Source organism: Mesorhizobium sp. M4B.F.Ca.ET.017.02.2.1 (genome assembly GCF_003998955.1).
Taxonomy (GTDB): domain Bacteria; phylum Pseudomonadota; class Alphaproteobacteria; order Rhizobiales; family Rhizobiaceae; genus Mesorhizobium; species Mesorhizobium abyssinicae.
Genome location: NZ_RZOF01000006.1, coordinates 24,205 through 49,490 on the forward strand (window position 1 = coordinate 24,205; position 25,286 = coordinate 49,490).

General features: G+C 62.3%; 30 protein-coding genes, 1 tRNA gene and 2 pseudogenes. 11 read left to right on the plus strand and 22 right to left on the minus strand.

Annotated elements, in window-relative coordinates:
• Positions 1-47: 47 nt before the first annotated feature.
• Genes EN738_RS35280 through EN738_RS01900 form a run of 7 tightly spaced genes read right to left on the minus strand, consistent with a single transcriptional unit; the run spans position 48 to position 5,523 of the window.
• Positions 48-1,013 carry a hypothetical protein gene (locus EN738_RS35280; protein WP_189605706.1) on the minus strand — a complete coding sequence of 322 codons (966 nt, stop codon included), beginning with the start codon at positions 1,011-1,013 and terminating at the stop codon, positions 48-50.
• The gene (locus EN738_RS01875; protein WP_189605707.1) at positions 1,003-1,314 is read right to left on the minus strand and encodes a hypothetical protein; all 312 of its coding nucleotides are present in this window, start codon (positions 1,312-1,314) and stop codon (positions 1,003-1,005) included. Before EN738_RS01875 ends, EN738_RS35280 begins: the two co-directional genes overlap by 11 nt.
• A complete protein-coding gene (locus tag EN738_RS01880) occupies positions 1,311-2,945 on the minus strand; it encodes a portal protein (protein WP_127282219.1) in 1,635 nt (544 codons plus the stop codon). Before EN738_RS01880 ends, EN738_RS01875 begins: the two co-directional genes overlap by 4 nt.
• Positions 2,946-3,131 (minus strand): hypothetical protein, encoded by a 186-nt coding sequence (locus EN738_RS01885; RefSeq protein ID WP_127282220.1) that lies wholly within the window; start codon positions 3,129-3,131, stop codon positions 2,946-2,948.
• 12 nt (positions 3,132-3,143) lie between these two features.
• Positions 3,144-3,374, minus strand: coding sequence for a hypothetical protein (locus EN738_RS01890; protein ID WP_127282221.1), 231 nt, complete (start codon positions 3,372-3,374; stop codon positions 3,144-3,146).
• Positions 3,371-4,936, minus strand: a complete 1,566-nt coding sequence (locus EN738_RS01895) for a terminase (protein WP_127282222.1) — start codon at positions 4,934-4,936, stop codon at positions 3,371-3,373. Before EN738_RS01895 ends, EN738_RS01890 begins: the two co-directional genes overlap by 4 nt.
• Positions 4,933-5,523 carry a terminase small subunit gene (locus EN738_RS01900; RefSeq protein ID WP_127282223.1) on the minus strand — a complete coding sequence of 197 codons (591 nt, stop codon included), beginning with the start codon at positions 5,521-5,523 and terminating at the stop codon, positions 4,933-4,935. The genes EN738_RS01895 and EN738_RS01900 overlap by 4 nt, the downstream gene beginning before the upstream one ends.
• Before the next feature lie 94 nt (positions 5,524-5,617).
• Between EN738_RS01900 and EN738_RS01905 the strand changes: the two genes are divergently transcribed.
• Positions 5,618-5,935, plus strand: a complete 318-nt coding sequence (locus EN738_RS01905) for a hypothetical protein (protein WP_127282224.1) — start codon at positions 5,618-5,620, stop codon at positions 5,933-5,935.
• A 367-nt stretch (positions 5,936-6,302) separates the two neighbouring features.
• Here the strand turns inward: EN738_RS01905 and EN738_RS01910 are convergent, their stop codons facing one another.
• The 6 genes from EN738_RS01910 to EN738_RS01935 all read right to left on the minus strand — a co-directional run bounded on the left by EN738_RS01910 (position 6,303) and on the right by EN738_RS01935 (position 9,189).
• Positions 6,303-6,857: a transcription termination/antitermination NusG family protein gene (locus EN738_RS01910; protein ID WP_127282225.1), complete on the minus strand. Its 555-nt coding sequence runs from the start codon at positions 6,855-6,857 to the stop codon at positions 6,303-6,305.
• On the minus strand, positions 6,854-7,354 hold the full coding sequence (locus tag EN738_RS01915) for a hypothetical protein (protein WP_127282226.1): 501 nt from the start codon (positions 7,352-7,354) through the stop codon (positions 6,854-6,856). The genes EN738_RS01910 and EN738_RS01915 overlap by 4 nt, the downstream gene beginning before the upstream one ends.
• A 101-nt stretch (positions 7,355-7,455) precedes the next feature.
• On the minus strand, positions 7,456-8,514 hold the full coding sequence (locus EN738_RS01920; protein ID WP_127282227.1) for a bifunctional DNA primase/polymerase: 1,059 nt from the start codon (positions 8,512-8,514) through the stop codon (positions 7,456-7,458).
• Entirely contained in the window at positions 8,511-8,690 is a 180-nt protein-coding gene (locus tag EN738_RS01925; RefSeq protein WP_127282228.1) for a hypothetical protein, read from the minus strand. The genes EN738_RS01920 and EN738_RS01925 overlap by 4 nt, the downstream gene beginning before the upstream one ends.
• Positions 8,687-8,974: a hypothetical protein gene (locus EN738_RS01930; RefSeq protein ID WP_127282229.1), complete on the minus strand. Its 288-nt coding sequence runs from the start codon at positions 8,972-8,974 to the stop codon at positions 8,687-8,689. The genes EN738_RS01925 and EN738_RS01930 overlap by 4 nt, the downstream gene beginning before the upstream one ends.
• 2 nt (positions 8,975-8,976) lie before the next feature.
• Positions 8,977-9,189: a hypothetical protein gene (locus tag EN738_RS01935; RefSeq protein ID WP_189605709.1), complete on the minus strand. Its 213-nt coding sequence runs from the start codon at positions 9,187-9,189 to the stop codon at positions 8,977-8,979.
• A gap of 126 nt (positions 9,190-9,315) precedes the next feature.
• On the opposite strand from EN738_RS01935, the gene EN738_RS01940 reads away from it, so the two are divergent.
• The 4 genes from EN738_RS01940 (at position 9,316) to EN738_RS01955 (ending at position 12,424) form a co-directional block, all read left to right on the plus strand.
• Entirely contained in the window at positions 9,316-10,092 is a 777-nt protein-coding gene (locus tag EN738_RS01940; protein WP_127282231.1) for a hypothetical protein, read from the plus strand.
• The gene (locus EN738_RS01945) at positions 10,089-11,276 is read left to right on the plus strand and encodes a site-specific integrase (protein ID WP_127282232.1); all 1,188 of its coding nucleotides are present in this window, start codon (positions 10,089-10,091) and stop codon (positions 11,274-11,276) included. Before EN738_RS01940 ends, EN738_RS01945 begins: the two co-directional genes overlap by 4 nt.
• A gap of 80 nt (positions 11,277-11,356) precedes the next feature.
• Positions 11,357-11,446: transfer RNA gene (locus EN738_RS01950), tRNA-Ser, on the plus strand.
• Between the two features lie 777 nt (positions 11,447-12,223).
• Positions 12,224-12,424, plus strand: coding sequence for a hypothetical protein (locus EN738_RS01955; RefSeq protein ID WP_127282233.1), 201 nt, complete (start codon positions 12,224-12,226; stop codon positions 12,422-12,424).
• Positions 12,425-13,267: 843 nt separating this feature from the next.
• On the opposite strand, the gene EN738_RS01965 is transcribed toward EN738_RS01955, so the two are convergent.
• The 4 genes and pseudogenes from EN738_RS01965 to EN738_RS36080 form a co-directional block, all read right to left on the minus strand.
• The gene (locus EN738_RS01965; protein ID WP_127282235.1) at positions 13,268-13,564 is read right to left on the minus strand and encodes a PilZ domain-containing protein; all 297 of its coding nucleotides are present in this window, start codon (positions 13,562-13,564) and stop codon (positions 13,268-13,270) included.
• Between the two features lie 219 nt (positions 13,565-13,783).
• Positions 13,784-14,023: pseudogene (locus EN738_RS35870) on the minus strand (3-beta hydroxysteroid dehydrogenase); the annotation flags it as partial.
• Between the two features lie 49 nt (positions 14,024-14,072).
• Positions 14,073-14,210, minus strand: a complete 138-nt coding sequence (locus tag EN738_RS35285; RefSeq protein ID WP_187331312.1) for a hypothetical protein — start codon at positions 14,208-14,210, stop codon at positions 14,073-14,075.
• 4 nt (positions 14,211-14,214) lie between these two features.
• On the minus strand, positions 14,215-14,838 hold the full coding sequence (locus EN738_RS36080) for an autotransporter outer membrane beta-barrel domain-containing protein (RefSeq protein WP_245494306.1): 624 nt from the start codon (positions 14,836-14,838) through the stop codon (positions 14,215-14,217).
• 42 nt (positions 14,839-14,880) lie between these two features.
• On the opposite strand from EN738_RS36080, the gene EN738_RS36085 reads away from it, so the two are divergent.
• Complete coding sequence (locus tag EN738_RS36085) at positions 14,881-15,198, plus strand: hypothetical protein (protein WP_245494307.1); 318 nt, start codon at positions 14,881-14,883, stop codon at positions 15,196-15,198.
• Positions 15,199-15,600: 402 nt separating this feature from the next.
• Positions 15,601-17,043 carry a caspase family protein gene (locus EN738_RS01980; RefSeq protein WP_127282238.1) on the plus strand — a complete coding sequence of 481 codons (1,443 nt, stop codon included), beginning with the start codon at positions 15,601-15,603 and terminating at the stop codon, positions 17,041-17,043.
• Between the two features lie 14 nt (positions 17,044-17,057).
• On the opposite strand, the gene EN738_RS01985 is transcribed toward EN738_RS01980, so the two are convergent.
• Entirely contained in the window at positions 17,058-17,582 is a 525-nt protein-coding gene (locus EN738_RS01985) for an OmpA family protein (RefSeq protein ID WP_127282239.1), read from the minus strand.
• Positions 17,583-17,761: 179 nt separating this feature from the next.
• On the opposite strand from EN738_RS01985, the gene EN738_RS01990 reads away from it, so the two are divergent.
• The 4 genes from EN738_RS01990 to EN738_RS02005 all read left to right on the plus strand — a co-directional run bounded on the left by EN738_RS01990 (position 17,762) and on the right by EN738_RS02005 (position 21,668).
• Positions 17,762-18,169 (plus strand): DUF930 domain-containing protein, encoded by a 408-nt coding sequence (locus EN738_RS01990; protein WP_127222590.1) that lies wholly within the window; start codon positions 17,762-17,764, stop codon positions 18,167-18,169.
• A gap of 184 nt (positions 18,170-18,353) precedes the next feature.
• Positions 18,354-19,013, plus strand: a complete 660-nt coding sequence (locus tag EN738_RS01995; protein ID WP_127282240.1) for a TerC family protein — start codon at positions 18,354-18,356, stop codon at positions 19,011-19,013.
• A gap of 130 nt (positions 19,014-19,143) precedes the next feature.
• On the plus strand, positions 19,144-20,457 hold the full coding sequence (rimO, locus tag EN738_RS02000) for a 30S ribosomal protein S12 methylthiotransferase RimO (RefSeq protein ID WP_127282241.1): 1,314 nt from the start codon (positions 19,144-19,146) through the stop codon (positions 20,455-20,457).
• Positions 20,458-20,567: 110 nt separating this feature from the next.
• Positions 20,568-21,668 (plus strand): acyltransferase, encoded by a 1,101-nt coding sequence (locus EN738_RS02005; protein WP_127282242.1) that lies wholly within the window; start codon positions 20,568-20,570, stop codon positions 21,666-21,668.
• A 44-nt stretch (positions 21,669-21,712) separates the two neighbouring features.
• On the opposite strand, the gene EN738_RS02010 is transcribed toward EN738_RS02005, so the two are convergent.
• From EN738_RS02010 to EN738_RS02025, 4 genes and pseudogenes are all read right to left on the minus strand, one after another.
• Positions 21,713-22,780, minus strand: coding sequence for a BMP family ABC transporter substrate-binding protein (locus EN738_RS02010; protein WP_127282243.1), 1,068 nt, complete (start codon positions 22,778-22,780; stop codon positions 21,713-21,715).
• Positions 22,781-22,831: 51 nt separating this feature from the next.
• Positions 22,832-23,752: an ABC transporter permease gene (locus EN738_RS02015; protein ID WP_127282244.1), complete on the minus strand. Its 921-nt coding sequence runs from the start codon at positions 23,750-23,752 to the stop codon at positions 22,832-22,834.
• Positions 23,752-24,864: an ABC transporter permease gene (locus EN738_RS02020; RefSeq protein WP_127282245.1), complete on the minus strand. Its 1,113-nt coding sequence runs from the start codon at positions 24,862-24,864 to the stop codon at positions 23,752-23,754. Before EN738_RS02020 ends, EN738_RS02015 begins: the two co-directional genes overlap by 1 nt.
• Positions 24,861-25,286 (minus strand): annotated as a pseudogene (locus EN738_RS02025) (ABC transporter ATP-binding protein); the annotation flags it as partial. The gene EN738_RS02020 and the pseudogene EN738_RS02025, both read right to left, overlap by 4 nt.

Below are 25,286 nucleotides of genomic sequence, written 5' to 3' on the forward strand. Positions count from 1 at the left end.
CCGCGAAGACGGAGCCGCGAAGCGGGTTGGCCGTCTGTTGCGGGATGTCAGGCCTTGAGCTTGTCGCGGGCCGTGATGAGTTGCCGGTAGCGCGATTGCGCCGCCGTGTCTTTGAACCAGGCGTTGCGGTCGTCTTTCATCCGCTTTTCCAGGGTCGCGATTTCTGCATGCAGGGCTTCGACCGAGGAGCCGCCAGCCGGAACGATGGTTGCCATCGGGTTTTCAGCGACGGCCTTGTTGACGAAGAAGCGCAGAATGTCGGGGTGATTGCCGATTTTTTTGCCGTCGGCCATCCGACCGCCCATCAGGTTGTCGAACAGCTCCGCATTGACGCTCTCGAAATAGGGCCGCATCGCAGCGAAGTTGCCGGCATAGTCGCCGCCCCATTCCTTCTTCAACTCGGCTTCGGTCGTCTTCTTGAAGTCCTGGTCGCGGGTCGCCTGCTGGAACTGCTGTTCCTCTTGCAGCGCGTAGTACTCGTCGACCATTTCGGCCATGTCGGCGGGAGCGATGCCTTTCTTGATCGCGCGCTCCGCGAAGGCGGCAACAACCGGCTTGTCATCGTCGCCGATCACCCGCTTGTCGGGCAGGACGATGGCCTTGACGAAGTCGTCGACGCCATCGGGGATGTTGTTCTCCTTCCGGTACGCCTTCCAGTCTTCGTCGGTCGCCTTCTCGCCGGGTTTACCCTTGGGTTTGATGCCTTCCGATATCTTGCGCTGTGCCGCCTCCTGGGCTTCGAGCAGAGCATCAGGCGAGGCGAACCGGCCGAGACGCTCGAGGCGCTTGGTATCGCCCTTCGCCAGCTTCTCCCGCCAATCCTTGCCCCATGTGCCATCTTCGTCTGCCGCAGGCGCAGGAGCGGGCTTTGCAGCGGGCGCAGGAGCCGCAGGGGCTGGCGTCGGTGATGGGATTGGCGCGGGCGCCGGAGCCGGCGTTGCGGTGGCAAGAGGTGGAGTAACCGCAGCGGGGTTTTCGGCCGGAGCCGCGCCCGCCAGAGTATCATCCGACATCAGTCGTTCCTTTCTGTTTCGTCAGCAAATGGATTGGCGTGTTGACCAGCTTCAGGATCTGGTTTCCGACGTTGCGCCGGCCGGTGAGGTGATGGCCGACGTCTGGCTGTCCCGGGACGAAGACTTCGTCGTAGGTCATCGCCGCCTTGTGCACGATCCAGGCGAGCGCCCGCTTCTGCTGCCCTTCCGAGGCATTGCCGGCAGCCACCGCCTTGATGGCTTCGACATCGAGGTCATCATATGCGGCCGGCGCCATCGGATTGACCCGTGCGCCGCTGCTGCGAGGCGAATGCTGGGTCATGCAGCCGTCTGTAGAGCCTTGACCATCGGAGCAGCCCGGCCAGCGGCTTCAGCGGCACCGCCAACGGTTTCCGCCACGCTTTGAGCATTCGCCGCCGCAGCCATCTTCTCGACTTCAGCGGCGACCATCTTGTCATCATTGATCCACTCCTCAGGCCAGCCGGCGCGGCGCAGAAGGTCTTTTGCTATCGCCATCGCATTCGGCAGCTTGGAAACCGTCGGATCGAGCGCAGCCGCTTCCTTCACGACGCCCAGACCTTCGATGAGCTTCTGCTGCATGCCCTCGTCTTCAAGGTCTTTGATCGGCGACTTGAAGGTGAACTCGACGCCAGAGCCCTTGAGCGAATCCGGTATGTCGCTGGCAGGGAAAGCGCCCAGCGAGCGCATCACCTTGAACGTCTCGGAGCAGAGCGGTTCGGAGTATTCGACCTCCACCGGCTCGAACATCGGAATGTGAGCCCGCATCTGTTGCTCGACCACCTTGCGGATCTGGTAGGCCGTCATGCCCGAGGTATCCGGGATAGCAACCTTGTCGGTCATCATGCCCATGCGGATCGTCATATCGAGACGGTCCGACATGCTCTGGCCGGCAGGCAGGCCGCTATAGTCCATCGGCAGGGGCCGCAGCGCGTCGCCAAGCCGCTCGTCATACTCCCGATCGAGCCAGGTGATGCCGCCAGCGCCGAGGCCGATATCCGATCGTACAACGTCCATGGTCGCTATCATCGGCGGGTCGATCGCCTTCTCGCCGGCTTCGAGCAGGATGCGCTCTATGGCCTGTTGCGTGCGGCTGTCCGGCAGGATGATGCTGGTGAAAACCGAGCGGGCATACTGCGAACCCGACACCGTCGGCCCACGAGGGATGACATAGCCACGGAAGGTGCGGCCGATGTTTTCGAGGACTTCGCCCTCACACTCAGGCAGCACCCACAGCGAAACGAATTCATGCTCAGCCCGGAGCGGGATGCCGGTATCGTAGACACCGGCCGGGACCACCACGTGTCGGGCCGATATCTTCTTGTACGGGTCCTTTTCCGCATCCCTCGTCAGCGCGGCCGGCACCTTGCCGGGGAATAGCTGCATGAGCTGCGTGATTGTCGGCTTGCAGTTGCGGTGCACGTCAGACACAGAGCCGGCATAGTCTTCCGACCAGGCGCAGTCCCGAAGATGCCAGTTGCGATAGAACACGGCGCGCCTGTCAGTCGTCGGCGCTACCTCGATCACCGCTTGCCCGAAAGTCAGATGGTCATGGTCCCCGGCCTCAGTCGCCCGCGTGAACCCGGCGCCGTTCCGATACATGACCGCCCGCTGCATGGTCGTGGCATATTCCAGCCAGGAGCGGGCATCAGGCAGCTTGTTGCGCGCATCATCGAGGGATTTCACCTCGAAGAAGTCAGCCGGCCGCAGCATGGTCCTATAAAGGTCCGCCATGTCGCGGCGATAGATTGCCGCCCGGGACGAGAACGACCCAGCAGCATAGTCCGAGCCGATGTTAAGCGGGCCGGTGAAGTCCGCCCTCTCGTAGTAGAAATGCTCCGCCAGTTCCTGCCAATGCGGCAGGATCGGCGTCTTCTCGGTGAAGAGCCGATTACCGTTATCGACGATGGTCTGGACGGCGGGCGAGGTCTGCATTTACGCCCCGAGCTTGCCGGTAGAGCCGGTGAGATTGTCGGACATGATGGTGCTGTCTCGGCCTCCACGGGCGCGCATCTCGGCCATCTGCCGGCGCTTCTCAGCCAGGACAGCAGGGTCCTGCGCATCGGGCATGCGGGTCACCGGTTCAACTGCCGGCGTCTTGGGCTTGAAGAGGTTTGCCATGGTCTTGGTCCTTCAGTTGTTCAGTTCGTAAGCCAGCGCCCCAGCATCGAGCTGGCGGCCCTTGAGCCCGTACAGCAGCGATATCCTGCCGGCGCTGCGTTCAGCCCGGAGCAGGCCGAACTTGGCTTCACCGAATGCCGCAGCAGCAGCGGCGAGCGTGGCTTCAGCGGCCTTGACCGTGACGATGCCCCGGCTCTCGCCCTTCTTCGGCTTCGGAATGGTGATGCTGTCTTCGAACGTCATCGTCTGCGTCCCTTCTGTTGCGCATAGCCGACCTTGACTTGCGGCAGTCGACCACCGAGCGCGGCTTCATGCATCTTGCGGATTGCCTGCTTCTCACCTTCCGCCCAGCACATGATGGTTGCGTCGCCATCGTCAGGCGATCGACCTATGCGCTTGCGAAGCTCTTCCTTCGATTCGATCTGGATGTTGCCGGCGCCGACCGGCTTCCAGCGATAGGCCACCAGATCGGCAACCAGCATCGGGTCAGGAGGCAATGCGATGGACGAGCCGCCTTCCTGTCCGGGGTCCAGAGCTTCACGGAAGCGCCAGATGGTTTCAGCCCGCTTGTTGAGGAAGCCCAGCGCCTTATCCACCGTCCGCGCCGTCGAGGCGTGCGAACCGTTGAAGCCGGCGACCGAGACGCCATTGTCCGAGAGGAACCGCTTGGCATCGCCACCGTAGCCGCCACCCAGATCGACCACGACCACGGCGCCATCCCGACGGATCTTGAACACTTCGGCGCCGATGCTTGGCCCATCCGGCGTGTCGATGCCCTTCTTGCGCACCAGTTCGGCGAACCATGTCCCGTATCGAGAGGCGAAGGACGACTTGTCGGGACCGCCTTGCGCCACGTCGACGGCCACCGCCGTCATCTTCAGACCCTTGAACCCGTCCGACTTCCATCGCGCTTGCGCCTGCCTGATCCAGTCAGCAGGGATCACCTGCCAGAGGTCATCCTGCTGTCCGACATCGAACCGGCCTTCACGAAGCATCGTTCGCAGCGGCTCCGGCATTGCCTCGATGGTGGCGGCATAGCCGGTTTCGGCCAGGTCCGGGTTGTCTTCCAGCGATGAAGGGATGAAGCTTCGAGACCGGGGCCGCTCACCTTTCGGCCCCACATAGTCGGCGTCGACTTCAGTGTCCTCACCTTCGATGGTCGTATACCAGCGCAGTTCGCCAGGCTTGGCCGGATTGGGGTGTGTCGGGTCCAGCCACGCGCCCCAGCGGCGGATTACCCATTGGCCTTCAGCCGTCGACGGCGGGTTGCCTGTAGCCAGGACGCGGCAGCGCTGGTTCGGATCAGCGGAGCGATTCCAGCCGCAGACATAGACATACTGGGTCTCGGTGAACTGGGTTATCTCGTCGAAGGCTTTCAGGTCGTGGGCAATGCCCTGATAGTCTTCCTTGTTGCCCTCATGCTCGCAGTGCCCGAGGTCGATGACGCCGTGTGCATGCGCCCAGGTGCCGGCCTGTTCGTTGAACCCCTGCCTTGTGCCGAGCAGAGCCTGTAGCTCACGCTTGATGCCCTTGAGGTTCTTGCCGATGCGACGAAGCACCAGTGAGTTCTGGTGTTCGTTCAGCGCCAGCAGGCAGATCAGGTAGGTTTTGCCGCCGCCGGCAGAGCCCCCATAGAACAGCTCATCCGCCTGGCTGAAATACGCTTCAGTCTGTGCGCCAGGATTGGGCAGCGCCACCTTGTTGCCGCGAACCGCCCTCGCCTTGTCGAGCACATCCTTCTGTTGCTCCGGAGGCAGAGCCTGATAGGCGCGCAGGATGTCGTCGAGCGTTTGCGCGACTGTCACTTACCGGCCTTCTCATCGATGCTGCGAAGCCCCGCGCCGAGCGCGAAGGCTATCTCGCGAGCCACATCACGCGGCGATGGAGCGTCGAGCGGCGACCCATCCGGGTTCTCATGCGCGACACGTTCGCGGAATGCCTGCACACCGACATGCTTGCCGATCAGTTCGATACGCTTGATGCGTTCCGAGAGCTTCAGCTTGCGGACGACGCCGACGCGTTCCTTCTTGCCGTCGACCGTCTCGAACTCCTCGACCACGTCGATGCCGGCCACAAGGCCTTTGCGCCAGACCGCCGGCCATTCCTTCACCTGCTTCAGATGCCCGTTGTCGTCGTATAGGTCGGCGACGTCGGCCTCTGCCTCATCAGCCAGGCGCGATAGCACCCAGTCGGCATCAATCTTCGTGCGTTCCGAGCGCGCCTTCTGTGCCGCAGAGAGAGCCGCCTGCACCTCAACATGCTTCAACAGGCGCTGGCCCTGCGAATATGCGGTCTTCTCGCTGTAGCCGGCACGGATGGCGGCTTGTGTGGCGTTCAGGTCGATCAGGTATTCGTCGACGAAGCGCGCCTGCTGGTCGTTCAGGTCCGGCATAGCCTCTCGCGTTACAGTGTAACGTTACTGCATCGTCACGTGACGTTACGGATTTCTGCGGATAGGTTGCCCTCTCTACAGAGGGAGACTCATCTTGGAAGATTTCATCAAGCAGATCGAAGCGGCTCTAAACGCCATCATCGCCGAGCAGCGTGCTCATCAATTGGTACTACTTGGTCTCATCGGACAAATAGCTGGGGAAGCCAACGATTGGCGCGAACGCCTTCGCGTCATGCGGGAGGTTGCCGAGCGCGGGATCAAGGGCTTTGAGATCACAACGGGCGATGAAGCCTCCAAAGCCGAACTCCGTAAAGACATGGCGGCTCACATTACCCAACTTTACGATGAGGTCGGCCGCTCGCTTTCACAATGGGAAGCGTCAGGGCGCCCGAACCCTTACCCGAAAGCTTGATCAGCACATTCACATCCTTGGGGACCACGATTCCCTCCTCGGCCCTTGATCTGTCACGTGACGGTGGCGTAGCTGTCACGTGACAAACGTTGGCTACCATTTGCAAACGTTGGTGTTGGATATCCGGCGCCTTCGCTTCCCGACTTCATGAGGCGCCCGCGCGCCAGCCCCCATCGGTTCTTCTCAGGATCGAGCGAAAGGCTTTGGCCGCATAGCCGGTATCGACGGTGGAAAACGGGGGCTCAAAGGAGGTATTTCAAGGCGCACGTCTTTCGCATACGGGTGGCGAGGACCCGTACCGTTCCGGCTGGCGGCTCAGGTGGCCCCGCGCTGCGAACGTGTCGCCTGATTTGTTACGGCCCCGAAATTAGCCTTTTCTGCCAAGGTTTTCAAGTGGCACCGTCGTTTCGACCTGCCGCCCGAAGATCGAGACCAAGATGCTGGCGGCTTTCCCGTTGCGGACAGTCTCGACGACGCTTTCCAGACCGGCCAGAGGCCCTTCCAGAACCTTGACCGGCAGACCCGCCTTCACGACCGCGCCATGGACGCGCAACATGTCGAAGTCGCCGGCAACTTGCCGCGCGCGGATCTCTTCGATGACCGACGGCGCCAGGCCGATCGGCTCGCCGCCGACGCTGCGCAGGATGGCCTGCACCGCCTTGCACCGCGTGAGCTTGTACCAGTCGATGGTATCGGCGCGGAGGAACAGATAGCCGCGCAGCAACGGCCACTCGCGGATTATCCACTTCTTGTTGCGATGATGCTTGAACTCGTACCGGTAGGTTGGGCAGTAGGCTGTCATCCCGCGCTTGGTCATCTCTTCTTCGGCCACGCGTTCCATCTGCGGCTTCGACCGCACGACGACCCACGGGCTGGAGTCAAACGCGTTTGACATTTTGGCGGCGGCTACCTGCATGTTCATGCGCGAAAGTCCTTCAACTGGTTGAGGATGTCGAAACGCGCGCTTCGCAGCGGCGGGTCCTTCGGTGTTGGGTTCTCTTCAAGCTGGCGCTCCCGATCTGCTAGGCGCCGCGCCCGTTCCAGCCGGTCCTGCTTCTCGCCTTCAGTTTCGAAATGCCGGATCGGCACGCCCTTCTTCCTGATCGCGTCGAGCACGGTGCGCAGCTCGTCATCGCTCAGTTGTGCCTTGAACGTCTGGCGCTTCCCGTTTTCCAGTAGATCGATCGCCCAGCCCCATCCGCCCCGGTAGTATTCGATCACGTGGACCGGCCGCCGATATTTGAAGCGCTCGTCCCGGCCCGTGGTTGCCAGCCGTTCGGCGTTCGACCGCCCGAGCAGCCGTTGCGCCATCCGCAATTCTTCCGGGTCCAGGCCGGTCAGTGCCGATGCCGGCTGGTAGCCCGCCAGCAGCTTTTCGGCCATGCGCTGAATTTCATCTTCCGATAGGTCGTCGCTCATTCGTGCCTCGTTCGCCGATCATTCGCCGAGCCGTCGGGATACTCACAGGGGGGAGAGAAAAGAGACAGGACAGGAGAAAGGTGTCTGTTTCTTATTGGTGTTCATTTTCGCCCACCCTTGAACCTGTAGACGGCGGGGCCGTGCTGACGGCTTGCCGGCCTCACTTCCTCGATCACATCCTTGTCGATCAGGTATTGGCGGGCGCCAGCAAAGCGATGCCGACGCCAGCCGCCGTCAGGCATCTCTTCTGCCATGGCGTTGGCGATCACGAAGTCGCGACCCCAATGGTGACGCCGGAGCTTGGTAAGCAAGATGAAGGCGTCGGAGTTGTCGTCCATGAGGTTGTCGACTTCATCAGCGGCGAACACGACCCGAGGCCCGTAGCCGAACCAGTTCTTGCCCTCGACTTCGTAACCCCAGGCCGAAGCCACCACCTTCAGGACCTCTTCGGCGGGCAGCGCTGGATAGAATTCTTCTCGGTTGTGTTGCATGGCCGCTCTCATCAGCTCTTCGATGTTTCCGCAGTGCCGGGCAAAGATCATGCATTGCCGCCACAAGGTGTCGTTGCGGTTGCCTTCCCGGGTTTGGGACTTGCTGGCCGGAGCCGGAATGTCCGCCACGGCGGACAAAGTCAGGTCTGGCACGTTGTCGTTGGTCAGAGGGACAGGCGCGGCCACTGGCAAACGCCGCATGACGGGCAGGCTGTCCAGGTCGTCGAGCTTGCCGAAAACTATCTCATAGGTGCCGCGCGATCCGCGCGACGGCGGCGCCACGACATAGCCATGACCAAGGATGTCGATCGGGACAGCAGGATCAGGGCGAATGCGACGCCCCTCACCGTTGTGCCTGTACCAAGCCTGAAAGTTGCCCGACCCGCTTCTGACGATGAAAGGACTCGGGCCGTGCTTCGCCAGACCGTCAGCAAGGATGCGCTCGTCCGGCGTATCAACGTCGAGCACTGTTATCTTATTACGCTTGCATGCAAGGCCGATGGCGTCATGACCGGGGAACTTGATCGCCAGTTGCCCGCTCACCTTGGACCCGAGCTTGAGATAGCCCTTCACGGCCGGCTTCTTGTCCTTCCCGACGATCGACACCGGGAAGGTAGCAATGCCGTGTTCAGCGTAGACAGGTTGCCATTCCGCGAAGACGCCGCTCAATGCGCCCTCGCCTGGATGAGGTTACTTTCCCTGATCGCCGCGACCGCTTCCGCAGCGGTGAGCCCGAAGCGCTGGCGGAGTTGCGGCACCGCCGCCTTGGACCGGTCCGCGCCGCCAGCGGCGAGCCAATGCGCGGCGGCTTGCACGCCCCCGCTATCCTCTTTTGCATCCGTCATGCGGCGACCGCCATGTCTTCGAGGATGCTGACCTCTGTGTGAAGCACATAGCGCCCATGGTGTCCGGCGAAATGGCCGCCGTGGCTTTCGTGGATCGTTTCGATGACGAAGCCGAGCGCCCTCGCCTTGTGCACGTAGTCCGACCAGCGAGGCCCGGGATGCGTGATCGGAGTGCAACCACCCTTCCCGGCATCGATGAGCTTCTTAATGGCCCAGGCCACGCGACCATCCAACCGCATCGTGGCGCCGTCAGGCTCGACCTTCACAAGGATCGTGTACTTCATCCTCACGCATCCTTTCGGCCGTTCATCGCCATGCGCAGCCCGAGCCTTGCAGCGATAGGCGCCACCGGCACAACAATCTTGCCGCCCATCCGGATCGTGTCGAAGTCACCGCGCTTTGCCGCGTCGTAAGCGGCATTGCGCCCCAAGTTGAAGAAGACCTTGCCGGCATCCTTTACCGACACGGTTGGTTTGGAGAGCGCTTCGTCGAGGGTCAATTTTGTTCCCTTTCCATTCACCACAAAGATACCAAACATGTGTAGAAAACCCTTCTAGGCCCAAACTGTCTTGCCCGCAACCGTTTTGTGTGTAAGTTACAGCCGAAACCTGTGGGAAAGTTAGAAATGGCGAGACCGAAGCTAGGCAAGGGCGACAGCCAGCGCTTGCAGATGGTCATCAGTGACGAAGAGCTGGAAGCGATCGAAGAGTGGCAGCACAACAACCGAGTGAAGAGTAAGTCGGACGCCATCCGCCGGTTGTGCCGTATCGGCCTGTTGGTCGACTCCGCCCTTGAGGACATCGTCGACTCCGCCACCGCTGGCGTAGAAATTTTGTCGGATCACGCGAGCGCGTTGACGACGGTCTATCGGGAGCTGTTCAACGACAAGACTGCCGACCTAAAATACGGAGCCGAAGAAGTATCCCAGGTCGTGGAATTTGCGAGCCAGATGGCGCGCGACGCCGAGGAAGGTATGGGCGGCCTCCACCACATGCTCTTGGCCCTCTACAATGCGATTGCTCCGATTGCGGACGCGCGGACCTTCCAGAGTGGGGTCAAGGCGTCGGAGGAGCGATTGGCCGAAGCCAATGCCATCGCTGACAAGGCTTCCGAAAAAAAGGCCGAGCGAGACGACAACAGGTACTTTCACATTGCGATGATGTCCTCGCCAATGACCGTCGAAGACCGCCGGAAATACGAGGCGATGTCAGAGGACGAGCAGGATGCATATTGGGACAAGCTGATCTCTGCCTTGAAGGCCGAGGAAGAAGCCGACCCCCTGGCATTTCGAGAACGGTACTACATTAAGATGTTCTGGCAGAAGCCTGGCTGGGCAGCGCGCCTGCGCGAAAGCGGTGGGTCTCCCTTGGTTTACATGAAACTCGATGAGAGCGACACATGAAAGGCCACATCACCGAACGCAGCCCGGGCAAGTGGGCCATCGTCCTTGACCTCTATGACGAGGCTGGCAAGCGCCGCCGGAAGTGGCACAGCTTCGAGGGCAACAAGCGCGGAGCGCAGGAGGAATGCGCCCGCCTCGTCGCCGAAATGAAAAACGGCAACTACATTGAGCCGACCAAGCAGACCATCGCCGAATTTCTGGAAGAGTGGCTGAGGTTCATTAAGCCGTCGGTCGCGCCGAAGACCTTCGAGCGCTACACCGAGATATGTCGCAGGGGACTGGTCCCGCTCATCGGCACAGTGACCCTGGCCAAGCTGAAGACCGACCGCATCGACGCCGCCTTTTCCGAGGCATTGACAAAGCCCCGCACCGACCACCGCAAGCGCAAAGACGGCGAGGAGGCCAAGCCTCTGCTCCCATTGGCGCCCAGGACGATCCACCATTACCGGCGCGTACTCATAAAGGCGTTGAGCCAGGCAGTGACTTGGGAGCGGCTTTCTCGCAACCCAGCGGCTGCTACGACGCCGCCGAAGGTCGAGCGCAAAAAGATGCTCGCATACGACGCTGCGCAGACTGCGCAGCTCATTGAGGAGCTTCGGCCGACCAGAATGTTCATCCCTATGCTGCTGGCGGTGAAGTGCGGCCTCCGGCGCGGTGAGATCCTGGCCTTGAGATGGCGCCACGTCGAGCTTGGCGACAACCTCCGTCAGTTGTCTATTGTCGAGAGCGCCGAGCAGACCAAGGACGGTGTGCGCTACAAGGAGCCGAAGTCAGGTCGAGCCAGAACCGTGGCGCTTTCAGCCGCGACAGTCTCCGAGTTGAAGGCTCACCGGACGCGACAGGCAGAAGAACAGTTGCGCCTTGGCATCCGTCCCGACGCGGACAGCTTTGTGGTAGCCCAGGTCGACGGCCAGCCGCTGCAGCCTCGCTCACTGACGCACGAGTGGATTCGCGTGCTCGGCAAGACGAAGCTACCCCGTATCCGCTTCCACGACCTACGCCACACCCATGCCTCTCAGATGCTATCTGCCGGCGTCCATCCAAAGGTCGCCAGCGAGCGCTTGGGTCATTCGACGATCGGCATCACGCTCGATCTATATTCGCACGTCATGCCGGGAATGCAGGCCGACGCGGCCGAGGCGGTTGACGCAGCGATCCAGAGCGCGGTAAAGCCCGGTAGCTAAGCTCGTTCGGTAGCAAAATGGTAGCAACGGCCGAGTAGGCTGAGCGCAAAACACCAAAAAAGCTAACGAAAACAAGGCTTGGAGGGATGGCCGAGCGGTTTAAGGCACCGGTCTTGAAAACCGGCGTGGGCGCAAGTTCACCGTGGGTTCGAATCCCACTCCCTCCGCCATAATATAAATAAAAACAGGACGTTAGACGCGCCGAAACCGGGACTTGCCATAACGCCTCGCCCCGCAATTCGAATTTGATCCAGCCGCTTCCATTCCGTTAGCCGCCGCTGAATTAGTGCGGCGCGTTAACCGTTCGTAGACCGCGCTGTCCTAATTTGAGACAGCGCGGTCAACTAACTACCCCTGGCTGCGCCGGCGGCTCCGGCAACCCAACCCCTACGGCCGGTCGGAGCCGCCACCCTCGCCTTATATACCAGCAATGGTTGAATCAACTGTTATCACACGTGCTTTCCAGTGCGCTTTCGTGATCGTTAGACTTTGATGGATCGGGAAGTCACAGATTTCCGGTTTCGATTTGGAACCTGGCCACAGGTGAGTTCGGCCATTGTCGACGGCTTGGAAATTCTGCTTCCAAGACCAAGCCCCTGAAAGGATGAGGCCGCCCGCCTTTTTGCATTAATTGCGCGACCGCTGATGTGGTCGTAGATTCGCAGGTGTAGGGACGGTGCAATCCCACGCACCGAGCGGGTACATGAGCCCTGCACCCGCCGTCGACTGCGGATGGACCAGCGGCGGCGGGAGCGCAGGCAACTGAAGGGTTCAGGCTATGCAAGCCGTTTGTTACGCGCCCAGCGCATTCTGTGTCTTGTCGGTCCTGGTCAACATCGCCATCGCCTCAAATGTGCTGGGGCTGTTTGCCGCGACACGCCTTCTTGTGCTGAGGGTTCGCGTGCACTCGGTCGGACAGCTTCAACGCGCCTAGTCAGTCAGCTAAAATGCGGACGATCCTCGCCGGCCTGTGCCTGCTGGCCGTTCTTTCCAATGGCGCGCTGGTCGCCACGTCGAGCGGCATTCTCTATCAGCAGGAGAAAGCGGCTGACGGGGCAGTGTGTTCCTATTTCACCGGAACAGGAACGTTCACGACGCCGAGCTATGCCGTGACCGGATGCCCGCGATTCATCATCGTTGACCGCTAGGGCCTGCCCCCCCTCTGCCCTCGCCAGCAAATGGCCGTCGCCGCCTGGCATGAACCGAGTCGGGCGCGAGGTAGGCCGCACCCGACTTGTGTTCCCCCCTTTTAGTGCTTCCTTCGTTCATATGGATGTGTTCCGCCTGCATGAGCAGGCGCATACTATGTTGGAGCCGGTTGCCGCTTTCCTCGCAGCAACGTCGGTAAGGCCCGGCGCCCCTCTGTCACTGTCCCCCGACAAGAGCGCGCCGGGCTGCTGCGCTTCTAGCCATTAGCAGGGGAAAACGTTCCCGCGGGGTTTTGTTGCAGAGTCGCTAATATTACGTTCGTCTCAGCCGGCTTGCCCCCCAAACCCCAAGCCGGTTAGGCCCGGCGGTCAGTCGAATCCACCCCAACAGACTGTCGGGCCGCAGGCAGCGCGAGCGACGAGCTCCCGGCCGAGAGTGGGTCTTGCCATAAGGCCGCCGCCTGACGCCTGCGAATCATCAGGCAGGCTCAGCCGCCGATCGCGCTGTCTTTTATTAGCAGATGCTTGTTTTCATGCCGAAGCAGGATCATCATGCAAGCCGCGCGGGGATTGCAGGGGTAGAGCTCATGGAATTCGCGGTTTGCTACGACAACAGCGGGACCGTCCTTGCGTCTTCGATCTTCCTTTGCGCCACCGCGGTTTTCATAATCGCGGCTGCTCTCGCCGCTGGTCGGCTGATTGCAACGCGGGCTCGGGTTCCGCCTGCGGCGCTGACCGTCTGGTGAGGTCGCCAATAGTCATGGCGACGGCGTGCGCGCCTCATGCCGGCAGTCCTCTGGAGAAGCTGGACTAAGCGTGATCTCCGACGAAAAGCCGGACAGGCTACTCCCCGGCCGTCGTCGAAGGCTTCGGTGCGCCGTAGAACTGCACGCCAAGCCGCTCCTTGCGTCGCCAGCGCACCACCGTTTGATAGGTGACTGCATCGTCGGGCACGTGCAGCAGAAACCGCTCCGGCACGACGGCGTCGGAGGGAACGCGCAGTTCGGCACCCCGCTCATGCTGATTTCGCACGGAACAACCAATCGCCGGGTTGTCCGGACTCGCAACTATCGTGGCCTCCTTCAGGACAATCTCGCGCGGATGAAGGCGGCGCTCTCTTCTGGGTTCGTCGGGTTCCATCGCGTGTCTTGCCTGATCCGGAATCACCCTCGCGGCAGGTGCGCCTTCATATTAGCCGGCGCTTTATTGGTCTGCCAGCCGCCCGAAGTTGAATGATACAGCAAGGACAATCGGCTGCGCTACCGGCAACGTCGCACGCTAGACCCGTGGTGCACGCAATTGGTGGCCGCCGGGCTCCGGCCGACCGCCTGGATCATTCACCTGATGGATATCGGCCGTTCAGCTTTCGAAATGGCGCGACCGATCGAGGTCCGGGATGAGCCCGGGCTGGCTCGGCGGCCACCCCAGCAATTCCCTGGTCCGCGCGCTCGAGGCCGGCCAGCCCAGACCGAAGAAGTGGCCAACAAAACCAAAATGGCCGGCTGCCTCCTCGTGGGTCTTGGCTACCACAGGGACGCCGAGGCGCCGGCCGATGACATCGGCGATTTCCCGCGTCGACACACCCTCGTCGGCGACGGCACGGGCCGGTTAGGTACCGTCGACGGCGATGGCGCCAAGCGCATCGCAATCAGACCGACCCCGAGCAGGTCTCGACCTTGCCGAGGTTGAAATTGACGATGCCGCCGATGCCACCCAGTCCGCCAGCGCCGGCGTCGCCCGAAATGCCCTTGGCATCGCCGCCGTCACTGCTTCGATTCGTCGACATCCACTCAGAAGGCGATCTTCAGGCCCAGCTTGCCGGCGACGGTCGTGCTGTCCGCGGACCACTTGCCACGAATTTCGGAGCTGAGCGTGGTGGATCCCGTCATCTTCAGATTGAATCCGGAGTACAGCGCCACGGAAAAGTCCGCGTCCTCGAATTCGCTTTCCTCGCCCTCGACGCTGGCCGTGTTGGAGTAGCCGAAACGCTGCTGGAAATCGGCCCGTGCGTAGGGGCTGATCACCATGCCATTGCCAAGCTGGAAATCGGCATAGATGCCGGGTTCGAATTTGACCGCACCGAAGGACAGGTGGCTCTTGCCGTAATCGGTGCCGAAGCTGTCCTCATATCCGTCGCCGGTGAAAGTGACGCCCAGCAATCCACCGCGCAGATCGAAACGGACCCGGTCGGTCATGTTGAAGATGCGTCCAACAGACCCGGTGATCGCATAGCCCTGCGTGTCATAGTTGCCGGAGCCGCTGTCCACATTCTCGACGTCGGTGTTGCCGAGGAATGCGGACACCGCCACAAGCGCATAACTCGTATCATGGCGATAGAGTCCATAGCCGCCAAACATGCCGCTTCTGTTGGTGGCATCGCCGCCGCTGGAAAAGCGGCGGTCGTCGACACTCACCTCGGCCGAGGCATAGCCGCCAAACAGGCCTATGTTGAGCCCATGCTCATTATCGAAGCCGAAATGCCTGGCGGCATTGAAATCCACGCTGACGGCAGCGGAGAATTCATCGACATCGAAAGGTTGTCCATCAATTGTGTCGAAGCTGTTCGAAATCCTGAAGCCGTCATGTTCGGTGTGGGCAAGCTGGCCGGAAGCGAAAACGCCAAAAGGCGCCGTCTGGGCTGGTGCCGGCGGAGCCGCCTTGGCCGGACCGACATCCGCTTCGACAATGTCGTCAACAATGTTGTGAAGGGCATCCAGAGACGTGTCGACAATCGCGCCGTTGGCCACTCCGCCAAGATAACAGTTGGCGTCTAGGCCTTCAATGATGCAAGCATTGGCTTTCGAAGGCATGAAGGCCAATGCTGCGCCAATCGAGAGCGCGCTCGCGGCGCACAGGCGCAGAAGCCAATTCGCTGCTTTCATTTTCGTGTCCCCGTACTTAAAGTTTTACTCAAACAGTCGGTGCAAGCTATGCGATTGAATTCTCCAAGAACAACGATCAGGCGCCCATAGATACGATTTCGACATACTAGCAGAAAATCGATCGAAGATCATAGTAACTCACTTTGACCGGTCACGGTCTCGCCCTTCCTTCGAGAGGGGTTCTGATGTAAAATTTTCAGGTCTTCGAAGATGCGGGTTCGGCGCGCAAGGGCCGTCATGGGGTGAGCGCTTCGGTGGCCCGAAGACTGTCGCCAACTGAGACGAGCTCGCGTCATGACCTGTGCCCCCTTCCTGCGCATCGTGGCGGTTCTGCTCTTCTCTTGTCTCGGCTTGATAGGCGTTTGGGCGGCTGCCGTGGAAGAGCCGACACCCCAGCCCGCCAAGCGGCTGGCAATCGTCATGGGCAATTCCAACTACCAGAGCGCCCGCCTCCCCCATCTCGCCAATGCCGACAACGACGCCAGAAGACTTTCCGAGAGCCTGAAAAGGCTGAACTTCGACGTCCTGACCGGAACTGATCTTTCGTCCGACGGGTTTGCACAACTCTTTCAGCAAGCCGACGCCAAGCTCGCGACCGCCAGCGCGGTGCTTATCTTTTACGCCGGTCACGGCGTGCAGCTTCAGGGCGAGAACTTTCTGTTGCCGGTCGACACGCCCGACGCGCAGAACCTGGAGCAGCTGACCGCGCGCGCCATCAGGCTCAACGACGTGATCGCGAAATTTGCCAGCCGTGAGCGGCAGACCTTCATCTTCCTCGACGCCTGCCGGAACAACCCGGTGGGCAAAGGTGCCAGCGTCGCCGACGGTCTGGCGCAGGTCGAAGTGGGGGAGAATACTTTTGTCGCCTTTGCCACCCAGCCCGGTAACACCACGGTTGACGGGGCCGGCGACAACAGCCCCTTTACCACGGCCCTGCTGCAGAATGTCGAAATCCCGGGGCTCAGCATTTCCGACATGATGATCCGCGTGCGCAACGAGACCGAGACGCTCACGCTCGGCCGTCAGGTGCCTTGGGATCAGTCGAATCTGCGAGAGCAGTTCTATTTCACCGAACAGCAGGTGCTCGATCCGGCCCAATTGAGCGCCAGCCTTTCGCGTATCCTGTCGGATCCGGTCGCGAAGGAAAAACTGCAGGTCGAGCTTGCTTCCAACGATCTGCAGACGGCTGTGATCATCGTCGGGCAGACATTGCGATCGGTCGAGATCACGCCGCCGGCCGGCCCCTCGGTCAAGCCTGCCGGCACGCAGGTCGCCAGCCTCGAGGGCGCCAAGCAAAGCGTTGTCTCCGGCCTCGAAACGCTGATCGTCGGCAAGTCGGCCGGCGAGCCGGACGAGGAAAAGGCGACAGACCTGGCGCGCAGCATCCAGACGGAGCTGCGCCGATTGGGCTGTTACCGCGCCACCGTCGACGGGAATTGGGGCAAGGGTTCCGTCCGCGCCCTCACCAGCTACTACAGGAACACCAGGCGGATCGCGTCGACGACCGAACCCACAGTCGAGCTCCTGAGCGACCTGTTCTTGCAGTCGGGCCGGGTGTGCAAGGATCCGGTCGTCGTGCAGAAGGCCAAGCCGGCCAGGATCTCGTCCGACACGGCGCCCGAGCGCGGCAAGGCGACTGGCCGAAAGGCCGCAAGGTCCTCGAAACCGCAATCCTCGCGGCCGGCTGCCCCTCCCCCTGACATCAGTGGCGGGATCGGCATCGGCGGCGTGTTCTAGCGGCGCCACAATATCTATTGAGCGTTTATGCGCATCTCGACGCGGCGGTTGACCGGATCGTACGGATTGGCGACCCGCGGATGCGTTGCACCAAGACCAACGGGCGTGACGCGCGACGCCTCGATGCCGTTCGACAGCAGGAATGCGGTCACCGACTCGGCACGGCGTTCCGAAAGCCCTTTATTGTAGGCGGGCGAGCCGGAGGCGTCGGTATAGCCTTCGACGACGAAGCTCTGGGCCTTCAGACGATTGTCCTTCAGCGCCTTCGCGAATTCGCCGAGCTTGGCTTGCGCGTCCGGCATGAGTTCGGCGGAATCGAGGTTGAAATTGATCAGCATGTCCAGCCCGGCCGCCGCCGGCGCGTCCGCCTTGCCGTCGCATTCGGCTTCAGCGCCGACGCATATGCCGCGCGACTGGCCGAGATGGGCTGTGCTGGCGAAGAACTTGATGATGTCTTCCGACGATTGCGCCGGACCGGCAAGCGAGCTCGAAGGCATCAGCCCCGCCGCCAGAACGAGGAGAGAGATGGTCGCGCGCATGGCCGCCTCCGGTATCGCCGTCACGGATCGAACCACACTGTCACGCAACGGATGACCGGACGATGTGACGCATCTCACATACAGGCAAAAAGGCCCAAATACCGCGGTAGCGGGCGAAGGTCGCGCCCGCCGTTCGACGCTGCCCCTAACCCCTGTCTGGTTGATTTCTCAGACAAAATATGTTGCTTGTCGCGCCCATGAAAAAGCTCTGCCTCTTGGTTCTGGCGTGCCTGACGCTGGCTTGGCCGGCCAAGGCGATGGACAATGCGTTGCGCGCCGGTCTCCTGAAACTTGATCCACAGACCCGGCTCGAACAGCGATGCGATGCCGAAGTGCTCGACCGGATCACCCATGACGATAAAAGCTTCAAGGCCGACCGGGTGGTCGCCTACGCCTTTGCCACGCCGGAGATGAGCGCCGACGCCATCAGAAGTCCGGGCGCGGCCTTTCGCAGCAAGGGGCAGTGGTACCGGCTGAAGTTCAAGTGCCAGACCGCGCCCGACCATATGCAGGTTCTGCAGTTGCGTTACCGGATCGGCGACGAGATCCCGGAAACCGATTGGGCGAAGTACAACCTCTACGACTGAGGTGCACTTGCACCAGCCTCTCGGCGACCCTGCGATCCCGATCGCCGATCGATCAGCCTTGCCGAAAGAACCCGCCTTGCCGACCTTGTTCCGGGCAGTGACTTGACGTGCACGAACCATACACGTTAGGGCGTCTGGACATTCGACGACCGATACTCGGCGAACAGCAAAGGGCCTCCAGTCGATGGACATTTTCAGCGCCGCAAGCCTGACCGCCCTTCTCCAGGTCATTGCCATCGATCTCGTGCTGGCCGGCGACAATGCGATCGTCATCGGGCTGGCGGCCGCAGGTCTGCCCACCGAGCAGCGCAAGAAGGCAATCCTGATCGGCGTCCTGGCGGCAACGGTGCTGCGCATCCTGTTCGCCGCGGTCACCGTCAAGCTGCTCGCGATCGTCGGCCTGCTCTTGGCCGGCGGCATCCTCCTGCTCTGGGTGTGCTGGAAGATGTACCGCGAGCTGCGCACCTCCCATGCCGACGAGGAGGAGGCCACAGAGGCGCTGTCCAACACCGACTTCGACAGCGACAGCAAGATCGCCGGCAAGGCGCCGCGCAAGACGCTTGGCCAGGCGGCATTGCAGATCGTCGTCGCCGACGTGTCGATGTCGCTGGACAACGTGCTGGCTGTCGCCGGCGCGGCGCGCGATCATTTCTGGGTGCTGGTCATCGGCCTCGTGCTGTCGATCGGCCTGATGGGCCTTGCGGCAAGCTTTATCGCCAGGCTGCTGCATCGTTATCGCTGGATCGCCTATGTCGGCCTGGCGATCATCCTCTATGTGGCGGTCGACATGGTCTATCGGGGCGTGTTGGAAGTGTGGCCGCATGTGAACAACGCGGTGGGCTGACGTTTAATATCCGTCATCGCCGGGACTGGGGCCGGCGCAATGCGTTTTGCCGCAGGACGGGCCAGCCCATACCAATGCCGCAATTAGTGTGGTATTGCGCCCGCCGATCCCGAAAAGCCCGGAAAACCTTATGTCTGCCCCTCGCGTCAGTTTCGTCAGTCTTGGATGCCCGAAGGCGCTCGTCGATTCCGAGCGCATCATCACGCGGCTGCGCGCCGAAGGCTATGAGATCGCCCGCAAGCATGACGGCGCTGATCTTGTCGTGGTCAACACCTGCGGCTTCCTCGATTCCGCCCGCGACGAGTCGCTCAACGCCATCGGCTCGGCGCTGTCCGAGAACGGCCGCGTCATCGTCACCGGCTGCCTCGGCGCCGAACCGGAGGTGATCCGCGAGAAGCATCCCAACGTTCTCGCCATCACCGGACCGCAAGCCTATGAGAGCGTCATGGCGGCGGTGCACGAGGCGGCGCCGCCCAGCCACGACCCCTACATCGACCTTTTGCCGCCGCAAGGCGTGAAGCTCACGCCGCGCCACTACGCCTACCTGAAGATCTCCGAGGGCTGCAACAACCGCTGCACTTTCTGCATCATCCCGGCGCTGCGCGGCGACCTCGTTTCGCGGCCGGCTGCAGACGTGTTGCGCGAGGCCGAGAAGCTTGCCAAGGCCGGCGTCAAGGAGATCCTCGTCATCTCGCAGGACACCAGCGCCTACGGCATCGACATCAAGTACCAGGCCAGCATGTTCGGCGACCGCGAGGTCAAGGCGAAGTTCCTCGACCTGGCCGAAGAACTCGGCAAGCTCGGCATCTGGATACGCATGCACTATGTCTATCCCTACCCGCATGTCGCCGACGTCATTCCGCTGATGGCGGAGGGCAAGATCCTTCCCTATCTCGACATCCCGTTCCAGCATGCCTCGCCGCAGGTGCTGAAGAACATGCGCCGCCCCGCGCATGGCGAAAAGACGCTTGAGCGCATCCGAGGCTGGCGCGAGGTGTGCCCGGATCTCGCCATCCGCTCGACCTTCATCGTCGGCTTCCCCGGCGAGACCGACGAGGATTTCGAAATGCTGCTCGACTGGCTGGACGAGGCCAAGATCGACCGCGCCGGCTGCTTCAAATACGAGCCGGTCAAGGGCGCCCGCTCCAACGATCTCGGTCTCGAGCAGGTGCCGCAGGAGATCAAGGAGGCGCGCTGGCATCGTTTCATGCAGCGCCAGCAGAAGATCTCGGCCACGCAGCTCGCCAGGAAGGTCGGCAAGCGCCTGCCGGTGCTGATCGACGAGGCGCATGGCACGTCGGCCAAGGGCCGCACCAAATATGACGCGCCGGAGATCGACGGCTCGGTGCACATCCAGTCGCGCCGCCCGCTGCGCGCCGGCGACATCGTCACCGTCAAGGTCGATCGCGCCGACGCCTACGATCTTTACGGCTCTGCGGTCTGACCGCGTTTCGAATTCGCCGCATTTACTACAACTTGCGATAGGTCCGGCCTCCGTATCCCGTTCCATCGCGATCCGCGCTATGCGTTCCGGACCGTAGATGCGAGGGTCGCATGGACGCCAGACCGGCGCGGCAGGACTATATCGCGACGCTGGACCTGTTGCGGCTGGCGGCGGCGCTTGCCGTTGTATTCTTTCACTATTTCTTTCGCGGCGCGGCTGCTGGCGATCTTGCCGGCGCTGGCTTTGCGGATGTCGCGCCCATCGCCATCTACGGCTATCTCGGGGTCAATCTGTTCTTTCTGATCAGTGGCTTCGTCATTGCCTGGTCAGCGGAAAGCCGCGGCTGGGAGCAGTTCGCGATCGCGCGTTTCGCCCGCCTCTATCCCGGCTTCGCGCTGTGCATGACGATCAGCTTCGCGGCAATCGTCTCTTTCGGCGCGCAGCTGTTTTCGACCTCCTTGGCGCAGTATGCAGCAAATCTGTCGATGGTGGCGCCGGTCTTCGGCCAGCCTTTCATGGACGGCGTCTACTGGTCGATCTTCCTGGAGCTGATCTTCTACGGCTGGGTGACGCTCGCCATGGCGACCGGGGCTTTCCGGAACCGAAAGCTGCAGCTGATCTTCGCCTGGCTGGCGATCTCCACGTTGAACGAGGTCTTCATCGGCAGCCGCGCGATCAGGCTCCTGTTCATCACCGAGTTCGGCCCACTCTTCGCCGCCGGCCTGCTGGTCCACCACCTTCACGCGCATGGCCGTTCAAGGCCCGCCTTGCTGCTCCTCGCGGCTGCGTTCCTGATCTCCAGCTGCACCATCACCGTGACCCAGCAGTGGATGCTGGAGGCCTATGGCGCCGCCGTTCCGACCGCCAATCTAGTGGCCGCCAATGTCGTCATGCATGGCGCGTTGATTGCCGCTGTCTTGCTGCGCGGCCAAATCAGCTCGTCCTCGCTGACATTGGCGCTCGGCGGCCTGACCTATCTGCTCTACCTCCTGCACCAGAACGTCGGCTATCTCGTCATCAACGCCACCACACCGCTGGCCGGCGGATGGGTGGCCGCCTTTGCCTGCGTCGCGCTCATGCTCTTTGTCTGCTCGGCGATCTGGCACTATTTCGAGCGGCCGGCGCAGCGCATGCTCCGGATCCGGCTTGCGCGGGCGGTCGAGGCCGGGCGATTGAGACTGCGCCGCACCACCGCCCAGCCGGCCGAATGAAAAAGGGCGCCAAGCGGCGCCCTTTTGTCTTATGTTCCAATCGCTTACTGCGGCAGCTTGTCGTCGACGCCCTTGACGTAGAAATTCATGCCGAGCAGCGTGCCGTCGTCTGCGACCTCGCCGTCCTTCAGCCACGGCGAGCCGTCCTGCTTGGCGATCGGCCCGGTGAAGGGGTTCCAGCCATCGGCGATCTTCTTGGTGGTGGCCTCGGCCATCGCCTTGACGTCGTCGGACATGTTGGTGAACGGCGCCAGCTTGACGGCGCCGTCCTTGATGCCGAGCCAGACATTGTCCGGCTTCCAGGTGCCGTCGATGGCGGCCTGGACGCGGCTGATGTAGTACGGCCCCCATTCGTCCGTTAGCGAGGTGAGCTGCGCTTTCGGCGCGAACTTGATCATGTCCGAGGACTGGCCGAAGCCGTGCAGCTTGCGCTCTTCCGCCACCTGCAGCGCGGCGGTAGAATCGGTGTGCTGGACGACGATGTCGGCGCCCTGGTCGAAAAGCGCCTTGGCGGCGTCGGCTTCCTTGCCCGGATCGAACCAGGAGTTTACCCAGACGATCTTGGCCTTGAAGTTCGGGTTGATCGACTGCGCGCCGAGCATGAAGGAGTTGATGCCCATCACCACTTCGGGGATCGGGAAGGAGACGATGTAACCAGCGACGCCGGCCTTCGATTCCTTGGCGGCGATCTGGCCGAGCACGTAGCGGCCTTCATAGAAGCGCGCATTGTAGATGCCGAGATTGTCGCCGGTTTTGTAGCCGGTGGCGTGCTCGAACATCACCTTCGGGAACTTCTTGGCCACCTTCACCTCGGCATCCATGAAGCCGAAGGAGGTGCCGAAGATCAGCTTGCAGCCTTCACGCGCCAGGCGCTCGAAGGCGCGGTCGGCGTCGGGGCCTTCCGAGACGTTTTCGAGATAGGCGGTCTCGACCTTGTCGCCGAGCGCCTTCTCCACCTCGAGGCGGCCCTGGTCGTGCTGGTAGGAATAGCCGAAGTCGCCGATCGGGCCCGTATAGACCCAGCACGCCTTCAGCTTGTCGGCGGCTTCGGCCGTCGCCGCCAGCGAAATCGCGGCGGTCGTGGTCATCAGGGCAATAAGCAGTTTTTTCATCGTGTTACCTCTCTGAGTTAAGCCTTGGAGCTTCCCGTCTTTTTGTTGTTGTCAACGATCCGGAACGAATGGCTGCCCCAAGGAAGCCGGCGTGTTCATCATCGTCAGACGCTTGTTGCGCGAGATTAGAACGAGAACCACGACGGTTGCCAGATAGGGCAACGAAGAAAGCATCTGCGACGGTATCGGAATGCCAAAAGCCTGTGCATGAAGCTGGCCGATCCACACCGCGCCGAAGATGTAGGCGCCGGCGAGCACCCTCCACGGCCGCCAGGAGGCGAACACCACCAGCGCCAGCGCGATCCAGCCGCGCCCGGCAGACATGTTCTCCACCCACTGCGGCGTGTAGACCAGCGACAGATGTCCACCGGCAAGGCCGGCGCAGGCGCCGCCGAAGATCACCGCCAGATAGCGGTAGCGGATCACCTGGATGCCCAGCGCATGCGCCGAAGTGTGGCTGTCGCCGATCGAGCGCAAGGTGAGCCCGGTGCGGGTCCTGAACAGGAACCACATGACGGCGGCGGTCAGCACGATCGAGATGTAGAAGACCGGATCCTGGCCGAAGATGAGCTTGCCGACGACCGGGATCGAGCTCAGGCCGGGAATGTCGAGATTGGGCAGGCGCTGGCCGGGCTGGCCGACGAAGCTCGTTCCCATCATGCCGGAGAGGCCGAGGCCGAGCAGCGTCAGCGACAGCCCGGTCGCCACCTGGTTGGTGGCCAGCGACAGCGTCATGACGGCAAAGAGCAGCGAGAACAGCGCACCCACGACGATCGCCGCGAGCAGGCCGATCCACGGCGAACCGGTCAGGTAGCCGGCGCCGAAGCCGCCGACGGCGCCCATGATCATCATGCCTTCGACGCCGAGATTGAGGACGCCGGAGCGCTCGACCACCAGCTCGCCGATCGCCGCGATGAGCAGCGGGGTCGCCGCGGTGGCGATGGTCAAAAGGATGTTGACGGTGATGTCCATCAGCGTGCCTCCTCCAGCTTGGGCGCGGCCTCGAGTTTTGGCGCGGCGAAGCCGATCAGACGAATGCGGTAGTGAATGAGCGTGTCGCAGCCGAGCACGAAGAACAAAAGCATGCCCTGGAAGACGCGCGCCACCTTGTCGGAGATGCCGAGCGCGCTCTGCACGGCCTCGCCGCCGAGATAGGTCAGCGCCAGAACCAGGCCCGCCGCGATGATGCCCAGCGGATTGAGCCGGCCGAGGAAGGCGACGATGATGGCGGTGAAGCCGTAGCCGGGCGATATCACCGGCTGCAGCTGGTTGATCGCGCCCGAGACTTCCGAGATGCCGGCAAGTCCGGCGAGCGCCCCCGACAGGAGGAAGGTGAAGAACACCATGCGGTTGAAGCCGAAGCCGGCGAAGCGCCCTGCCCTCGGGCTGGAGCCCAGCACACGGACCTCGAAGCCCTTCAGCATGCGGCTCATCAAGAGCCAGATCAGCACGGCAGCGACCAAGGCGAAGACGAAGCCCCAATTGGCGCGGCCGGCGTCCGGCATCAGCTCCGGCAGAATGGCGGAGTCGCCGAACTGGATGGTCTGCGGAAAGCCGTGGCCCTGCGGATCGCGCCAGGGACCGCGCACCAGCCAGTCGAGGAAAAGCTGCGCGACATAGACCAGCATCAGGCTGGTCAGGATCTCGTTGGTGCTGAACCGCGTCTTCAGGAGCGCCGGGATGGCGGCGTAGGCGGCACCGCCGAACATGCCGAGGATAAGCATCAGCGGCAGCACCAGCGGCCCTTCGAAGCCGGGGAACACCACCGGGATGATGGATCCGAAGATGGCGCCGAAGATCAGCTGGCCCTCGGCGCCGATGTTCCAGATGTTGGCCCGGTAGCAGACCGACAGGCCGACCGCGATCAGGATCAGCGGAGCCGCCTTGATCGCCAGTTCGTGCAGCTGCCAGACCTGGCTGATCGGCTCGATGAAATAGATCGTGAAGGCATTGAGCGGGTTGACGCCGAGCAGCGCGAACATGATGGCGCCTGCGACCATCGTGAGCGCGAATGCGATGAAGGGCGACAGCACCGAAAACAGCGCCGAGCGCTGCGGGCGTTTGACGAGTTCGAGGCGCATCATGCCGTCTCCAGCGTGTGTTCGGCGTGGCCGGGCTCGGCCCCGCCCATCAAGAGGCCGATCTTCTCGAAGGTCGCCTCGGCGATCGGCAGCGGTTTCGACAATTCGCCGTTGTGCATCACCGCGATCGCATCGGAGATCTCGAACAGCTCATCGAGATCCTGGCTGATGGCCAGCACCGCCGAGCCGCTGCGCGCCAGTTCGATCAGTGCCTGGCGGATGTGGGCGGCGGCCCCCGCGTCGACGCCCCAGGTCGGCTGGTTGACCACCATGACGCTTGGCTTGCGGTCGAGCTCGCGCCCAACGATGAATTTTTGCAGATTACCGCCGGACAATGCCGCGGCCTCCGGATCGGGCGCGCTCTTGCGAACGTCCATCACCTCGATGATGCGCTGGGAAGCAGCGTAAATGGCGGCGCTCTTGAC